Source organism: Microbacterium sp. 69-10 (assembly GCF_001897945.1).
Classification (GTDB): Bacteria; Actinomycetota; Actinomycetes; order Actinomycetales; family Microbacteriaceae; genus Microbacterium.
Genome location: NZ_MKRT01000012.1, coordinates 88,250 through 93,321, shown reverse-complemented (window position 1 = coordinate 93,321; position 5,072 = coordinate 88,250). Strand labels below are relative to the sequence as shown.

Genomic DNA, 5,072 nt, shown 5'->3' with positions numbered 1-5,072 from the left:
GACGACGCGATCGTCGACGAGGCGCGGCGGCTGCGCGATGGGGGGTTCGTCGTGACGGCCGTCACCAGCGATCGCGGTCTGCGAGAACGCCTGGAGGAGCTCGGGGCTCAGGTGCAGTCGTCGGGTTGGCTGCTGGAGCGGCTGGGCTGAGGGAGTGAGCGAGGCGCTCGATGCCGTGGTCGCGGGAGCTCGTGGGCTCTCGGTGGCGCATCGGGCAGCACTCATCGCCATCGACGGCGTGGACGGCAGCGGCAAGACGACGTTCACCGCGCGGCTCGTCGACGCGCTGCGACCGTCATCCATGACGGTCGTCCATGCTGACGATCATCTGCATCCGCCCGAGATCCGGCACGCGCGAGGCCGATCCTCGCCTGAGGGCTTCTGGCTCGACACATACGATCTGCCGTCGATGATCGCGGCTGTAGACGACGCCTGTCGCGCCTTGGATGACGGAACCTTCGTGATCGTGGAGGGCATGTTCCTGCATCGCGAGGAGCTGAGAGACCGGTGGGACTTCTCGGTGCTCCTCGACGTCCCCTTCGCGGTGACGGCCGCTCGCATGGCGGAGAGGGATGGGACGAACCCCGATCCTGAGCATGCCAGTATGCGCCGGTACGTGGGAGGACAACGCCTGTACTTCGGTGCGGCATCGCCATGGCGTCATGCTGACCTGGTCGTCGACAACTCGGCTGATGATGCGCGAGTGATCGAGGCGGAGAGCAGCTTCGCAGCCACGGCCGGGAAACCTCCGCATCCCGGCAGCGCGCCGTTCGCGCACCGACGGGCGCTGTGATTCCTCCGGCATCGACGGGCGCCCGACGGTGCCTGTTGTCGCTCCACGGCATCGCCGAACCGAGTATCGACCGTTGCCGGTCGCAGGGTGGGGCTGTCGACGAGCCTTCCGTCTGTGATTCAGAACGGGGAGCCGGCTTCCTGGGCGGTCTGGGGCCTGTGCCACAAGCCAGCCGGTTCGGTTTCGGATGGGATGAACATGACGCGTCTGGGCACGGGGTCGGGGTGGGGGCGTCCGGTGGGGCTGATCCACTCGACGGTCTGATCCTCGGTCTGCCTCGCTGTCCAGCGGGCGAAGTCGGGGAGGTCGGGGTGCTTGAGCCCGTGGTGGGTCTTGCAGAAGTACGCGAGGTTGTCGGTGGAGGTCTGACCGCCGAGTGCCCAGTCGAGGTTGTGGTCTGACTCGCACCGGTGAACGGGCTGGCGGCAGCCGGGGAATCGACAGTGCTGATCTCGGGCCCTGAGGAACCTGCGCATCGGTTCCGTCGGCGTATAGGTGTCGGTCTCGGTGACCATGCCGCCCGGGTTCAGGAACAACCGGGTCCACCCCGAGTTCGCGCCGGCGAGGGTGCGGGCGGTGTCCGGGCGGATGGGCCCGTGCCCGTCGAGCTCAGCCGGACGACCATCGTCGCCGAGCAGGGTCGTTGCGGCGACCGTGACCTGGACGGTCGCGCGGATGCTGCCCAGCGCGGTCCCGTGCGCATCCGATGGGTTCGTGGTGAGAAGCAGGTCGGCGAGCAGGTCCGCGCGCAACTGGTCGTAGGTGCGCGGGTCATCGGAGAGGTGGATGATGCACGGACTGTCCGGATCCACGTTCGGGTCCGTCCAGTAGTCCAGGTCCGGTTCCGGCCGCGGCCCACCAGGATCCGGATCATCCTCATCGGGCCAGTACCCGTCGGCGTCAAGCCGATGGTTCAGGTAATCGTCGAAGTGGTCGGAGGTGTCGTCGACGTCGGAGTTCGAACCGCCGATGCTGTTCATCGTGTCGTCGGCGCCCGCTGTCGTGCCGGCCGGGCCCGCCATCGCGGTGGCCTGACCCGCAGCAGTGGAGCGGCCCTCGTCCTCCTGTGAGGTGAGGGCATCGCCGCGGGCGATCTCTGCGAACAGGGCCCGCTCGGCACGATCCGCGGCAGTGAACTCGGCTTCCCACGCTGCCCACTCCGCTTCGAACGGTACGAACGGGGGCAGAGCCGGGCTGCGGTCTTCCGGATGGCCGGAGAGGTGGCGCGCCATCCGGGTGAGACGGTCGTGGATCGCCACCGCGAGGACCTCGGGCAGCACAGCCTGAAGCAGCGCCAGCCCGTCACCGACGGAGCGGATCGTGACCGTCCGTTCGTCGAAGGCCTTCGTGTGCTGTTCCACCACCGTCGCACCGGCCAGTGCCGCCGCGACCTGCCGGGCGTGGGTCCGGGTGCGGGCGGCGGTGTCATGCTCGGCGACTTCCAGCACTGCCTGCTCATACAGACCCAGGGTTTCCGGCGCGACCTCGCCGGTGTCGATCGCTTCCCGCACCGGATGAGACTCGGCCAGCAGGTGCCGCACATGCCCGGGCGTGACACGCCCGTCCTGGAAGGCGGCACGGGTGGCCGGGAACTGGGCCAGCATGCGGGCATCCGCGAACGAGTACTCCATCGCACCCTTGGAGACATGCCCGGCCGCGGAGTACTCCGCGAGCATGGAGCGTTCGATCACGCCCTGATGCCCTGGTGCGGTGGCGTTCTCCTCCTCGAACAGCTCCCACCGCTCTGCGAGCAGCTCGGCGGCTTCGGCCTGCAGGCGGGCGATCTGCCGCTGCTTCGACACCCACGCGTCCAGCAGCGCATCACGCCGCTGGAGGAGAGAGTCGAGTCCCGTCGTCATGCATCCAGTGTAGTACAGATGTTCGAAGATTGGAAGAGATTCGAGTGCCGTTTTCTTCTGATGATCTGGACTTCTCGATCACGCACATGCGGTTCGGCCCGTCACCCGCTTCAGGCGACGCGTTCTCAGAGATCGTCGCGCCCGCGCAGGCGGTCGATCTCGCGGCGCTCGCGCTTGGTCGGTCGACCCGCACCGCGGTCCCGGACGGCGAGCATGGCCACTGGGTCACGCGGCGGTGTGCGGTCGTCGTAGGCGGTGGCCGCCACAGGGGCTCCGACGCGCTTGGTCAGGGTCTGCCGCACGATGAGGATCCGGTCGAATCCGGAGATCCGCACGCGTACCTCGTCTCCGGGCTTCACGGTCTGTGCGGCTTTGATGCGCTCTCCGTTCACGCGCACATGCCCCGCGCGCACCGCTGTGGTGGCGGCGGATCGGGTCTTGTAGACGCGGACCGCCCAGAGCCAACTGTCGATGCGCGCCGGCTTCACGGCATCCGTCATCTCTGCGTCCTTCCGACGAGCGTCCTGAGAACACCCCACACGATCAGTCCCTGTCCGATCGTGTAGGTGATCATGACCGCCGGCCCCATCCAAGCGGGCAGGCCTTCCGGCAGGAACAGTCGGAAGGCGAGGATCGAGTCGCTGGCGAGGAAGAAGGCGCCGCCGATGGTGACGATCGGATGGCAGCGCGCCGCGGTCGCGGCCGTACCCGCGAGGACGAGCCCGTACGCGGCCACGGCGGGGAAGAGGCCGCCGGTGTGCGGGCCGAGGATCGCGAGCATCCCGACCCACCACGCGATGTAGATCAGCGTCCACCAGGGGAGGCGACGGACGCGCGCGAAGCGGAGGAACAGTGCGATGTAGGCGATGTGCGCGATGCCGAAGAATCCGAGCATGAGCGGCAGCTCGGGCAGTGTCGGGAAGAAGGCGCCGGCGGAGTCTCCGAGCCAGGAGAAGAGCAGTGCCACGAGCAGGAGCGCGATGACCACCCGCGGGCGCACCCGGGTAGCCGCACACACGACGGGGATGGCCAGCAGGGGCATCAGCCACAGCTTGGTCGGAGGCGCGAGCGGGCTGTCCAGGGCGATGGCGGTGACGTGGATGAGTGCGAGGGCCACGTAGGGAATCCACGCGATGACATCGAGCGGGCGCGCTGTGCGCGGCATCCGCTCCTGTCGATCCGGGCGAGAGACGGCCTGCAAGCTCACGACTCGACCGTCACGGCGGCGACGGTGCCGTCGGCGGCGAGGTGCGCGGCGGGCCAGTAGCCCTCGGGGAAGTGCTGACCGCAGGTGTCCACGAAGTGCAGCACGATCTCGTCGTCGGAGGATGCCTCGATGGCCTCGAGTCGCAGGTCGGACGCGCCCTCATCCAGTTCATGAGGCTCGGGTTCGACATCGCTGAAGTGGGCGATCACGGCATCCGAGGCGCGACGACGGATGCTGTCGATATCGGCGACCACCGAGCGCAGGCGGGGGAGCCGGGCGCGCACGTCGTCGACCTCGGGTCCGTCGATCATCAGCTCGACGTGCGCGTCGCCGTCGTCGACGCTGCCCGCATACCAATCGTGGACGGCGACGGTGCCGTCGTCGAAGGTGCTCTCGGCGCGGGTGAGGAGGCCGAGGGCGGGGTCGTCGATCGGCGGATGCTGTGCGCTCATGGCTTCACGGTAGCGCGGACGGTCATTCCAGCTCGCGCACCACGAGGACACGGCCGCGGGTGAGCGGCTCGGTCTGCCGGAATCCGTGCGCGAGGAAGGTGGAGAGCGTGCCGTGGAAGAGGTCGTTGGAGCGATGCGTGCCCTCGGAGGTGTCCACGGGATACGCCTCGATGAGGCGCGCGCCGGCTTCGCGCGCGTAGTCGATCGCAGCGTCGAGCAACTGGGCGCTGAGGCCCTTCCCGCGGTGATCGCGCCGGATGACGAAGCAGGTCACCGCCCACACGCTCGCATCGTCCAGCGGCTCGGCGGTGGCAGCGACGATGGCCCGGGTGCGGACGATGCGCGTCTGCGCGCTGCGCGGTCCGATCCGGATCCAGCCCGCGGCTTCGCCGTCGACGTAGGCGATCAGGCCCGGCGGGGAACCGGCCGCGATCTCGTCCTTGAGCATGTCGCGCCGCTGCTCGACAGTGGTGGACTGCCACTCCTTGTTGCTGACGACCGGCCAGATGCACTGGCAGCTGCGGCCGTCGCCCCCTCCCGTGAGGGAATGCTGCACGTCGTCCCACCGGCTGATCGTCGCGCGTTCCGTGGTGATCGAAGTCATGCAGGGCACGCTACGCGGAGCCTCGGACATCGGCAACGGGCCGTTCGCGCCACGCCCGGCTTCGCCGGTTCGCGAGCACCGTTGGAGTGGGCTAGGATTGTGGAGATGCCCGCGCTCCGGTGCGGATCACAACGGGCTGTGGCGCAGCTTGGTAGCG

6 protein-coding genes and 1 tRNA gene (1 of these 7 cut by a window edge) are annotated in these 5,072 nt (G+C 68.7%); 2 read left to right on the top strand and 5 right to left on the bottom strand.

Features of this window, described 5'->3' with window-relative positions:
- Nucleotides 1-154 precede the first annotated feature (154 nt).
- Entirely contained in the window at nucleotides 155-793 is a 639-nt protein-coding gene (locus BGN97_RS05090; protein ID WP_292698565.1) for a uridine kinase, read from the top strand.
- 119 nt (nucleotides 794-912) lie between these two features.
- Here the strand turns inward: BGN97_RS05090 and BGN97_RS05085 are convergent, their stop codons facing one another.
- From BGN97_RS05085 to BGN97_RS05065, 5 genes are all read right to left on the bottom strand, one after another.
- Nucleotides 913-2,652 carry an HNH endonuclease signature motif containing protein gene (locus BGN97_RS05085; RefSeq protein ID WP_292698563.1) on the bottom strand — a complete coding sequence of 580 codons (1,740 nt, stop codon included), beginning with the start codon at nucleotides 2,650-2,652 and terminating at the stop codon, nucleotides 913-915.
- A gap of 125 nt (nucleotides 2,653-2,777) precedes the next feature.
- Nucleotides 2,778-3,152 carry an RNA-binding S4 domain-containing protein gene (locus BGN97_RS05080; RefSeq protein ID WP_285629973.1) on the bottom strand — a complete coding sequence of 125 codons (375 nt, stop codon included), beginning with the start codon at nucleotides 3,150-3,152 and terminating at the stop codon, nucleotides 2,778-2,780.
- A complete protein-coding gene (locus tag BGN97_RS05075; protein WP_292698560.1) occupies nucleotides 3,149-3,817 on the bottom strand; it encodes a lysoplasmalogenase in 669 nt (222 codons plus the stop codon). The genes BGN97_RS05080 and BGN97_RS05075 overlap by 4 nt, the downstream gene beginning before the upstream one ends.
- A gap of 38 nt (nucleotides 3,818-3,855) precedes the next feature.
- The gene (locus BGN97_RS05070; RefSeq protein ID WP_292698559.1) at nucleotides 3,856-4,311 is read right to left on the bottom strand and encodes a hypothetical protein; all 456 of its coding nucleotides are present in this window, start codon (nucleotides 4,309-4,311) and stop codon (nucleotides 3,856-3,858) included.
- 22 nt (nucleotides 4,312-4,333) lie between these two features.
- Nucleotides 4,334-4,915, bottom strand: coding sequence for a GNAT family N-acetyltransferase (locus BGN97_RS05065; RefSeq protein WP_292698557.1), 582 nt, complete (start codon nucleotides 4,913-4,915; stop codon nucleotides 4,334-4,336).
- Nucleotides 4,916-5,047: 132 nt separating this feature from the next.
- On the opposite strand from BGN97_RS05065, the gene BGN97_RS05060 reads away from it, so the two are divergent.
- A tRNA-Pro gene (locus BGN97_RS05060) sits at nucleotides 5,048-5,072 on the top strand; it runs 104 nt beyond the window's last position.

Excerpts from the sequence above, each read along its gene's own strand:
- BGN97_RS05085 (WP_292698563.1), bottom strand. The coding sequence starts at position 2,652 with ATGACGACGGGACTCGACTCTCTCCTCCAGCGGCGTGATGCGCTGCTG.
- BGN97_RS05080 (WP_285629973.1), bottom strand. The coding sequence starts at position 3,152 with ATGACGGATGCCGTGAAGCCGGCGCGCATCGACAGTTGGCTCTGGGCG.
- BGN97_RS05075 (WP_292698560.1), bottom strand. The coding sequence starts at position 3,817 with ATGCCGCGCACAGCGCGCCCGCTCGATGTCATCGCGTGGATTCCCTAC.
- BGN97_RS05070 (WP_292698559.1), bottom strand. The coding sequence starts at position 4,311 with ATGAGCGCACAGCATCCGCCGATCGACGACCCCGCCCTCGGCCTCCTC.
- BGN97_RS05065 (WP_292698557.1), bottom strand. The coding sequence starts at position 4,915 with ATGACTTCGATCACCACGGAACGCGCGACGATCAGCCGGTGGGACGAC.